Origin of the sequence: Streptomyces sp. LMG1-1-1.1 (assembly GCF_040815545.1) — a bacterium.
GTDB lineage: Bacteria > Actinomycetota > Actinomycetes > Streptomycetales > Streptomycetaceae > Streptomyces.
On the sequence record NZ_JBFPNH010000090.1, the window covers coordinates 1 to 1137 of the forward strand.

A 1137-nucleotide genomic window follows, 5' to 3' on the forward strand; every position below is an offset into this window, starting at 1 on the left:
TCCGAGGAGCACGACATGCTCCGGGAGTCGGTCCGTGCGCTCGCGGAGGCGAAGATCGTTCCGTTCGCGGCGGCGGTGGACGAGGAGGGCCGGTTCCCGCAGGAGGCGCTGGACGCGCTGGTCGCCAACGACCTGCACGCGGTGCACGTCCCCGAGGAGTACGGCGGTGCGGGTGCGGACGCGCTGGCCACGGTGATCGTGATCGAGGAGGTCGCGCGCGCGTGCGGCAGCTCCTCGCTGATCCCGGCGGTCAACAAGCTGGGCTCGCTCCCGGTGATCCTGTCCGGCTCCGAGGAGCTCAAGCACAGGTACCTGGGCCCGCTGGCCAAGGGCGACGCGATGTTCTCCTACGCCCTGTCCGAGCCCGACGCGGGCTCGGACGCGGCCGGGATGAAGACCCGCGCGGTGCGGGACGGGGACTTCTGGGTCCTCAACGGGGTCAAGCGGTGGATCACCAACGCGGGCGTCTCCGAGTTCTACACCGTGATGGCCGTCACCGACCCCGACAAGCGGTCCAAGGGCATCAGCGCGTTCGTGGTGGAGAAGTCCGACGAGGGCGTGTCCTTCGGCGCCCCGGAGAAGAAGCTCGGCATCAAGGGCTCCCCGACCCGCGAGGTCTACCTCGACAACGTCCGCATCCCCGCCGACCGCATGATCGGCGCCGAGGGCACCGGCTTCGCCACCGCCATGAAGACCCTCGACCACACCCGCGTGACCATCGCCGCCCAGGCCATCGGCATCGCCCAGGGCGCCCTCGACTACGCCAAGGGCTACGTCAAGGAGCGCAAGCAGTTCGGCAAGCCCATCGCCGACTTCCAGGGCGTGCAGTTCATGCTCGCCGACATGGCCATGAAGCTCGAAGCGGCCCGCCAGCTCACCTACGCCGCCGCCGCCAAGTCCGAGCGCGTTTCCGGCGGAGGCGAGAAGGAGGACCTCACCTTCTTCGGCGCCGCGGCCAAGTGCTTCGCCTCCGACGTCGCCATGGAGGTCACCATCGACGCCGTCCAGCTCCTGGGCGGCTACGGCTACACCCGCGACTACCCGGTGGAGCGGATGATGCGCGACGCCAAGATCACCCAGATCTACGAGGGCACCAACCAGGTTCAGCGCATCGTGATGGCCCGCAACCTCCCGTAA

1 protein-coding gene is annotated in these 1137 nt (G+C 69.1%); it reads left to right on the forward strand.

All coding sequences use genetic code 11. From position 1 onward, the window contains the following. Positions 1-1137 (forward strand): acyl-CoA dehydrogenase family protein (locus MRBLMG1_RS36150; protein ID WP_367828403.1); only part of this gene is annotated, 1137 nt, incomplete at its 5' end.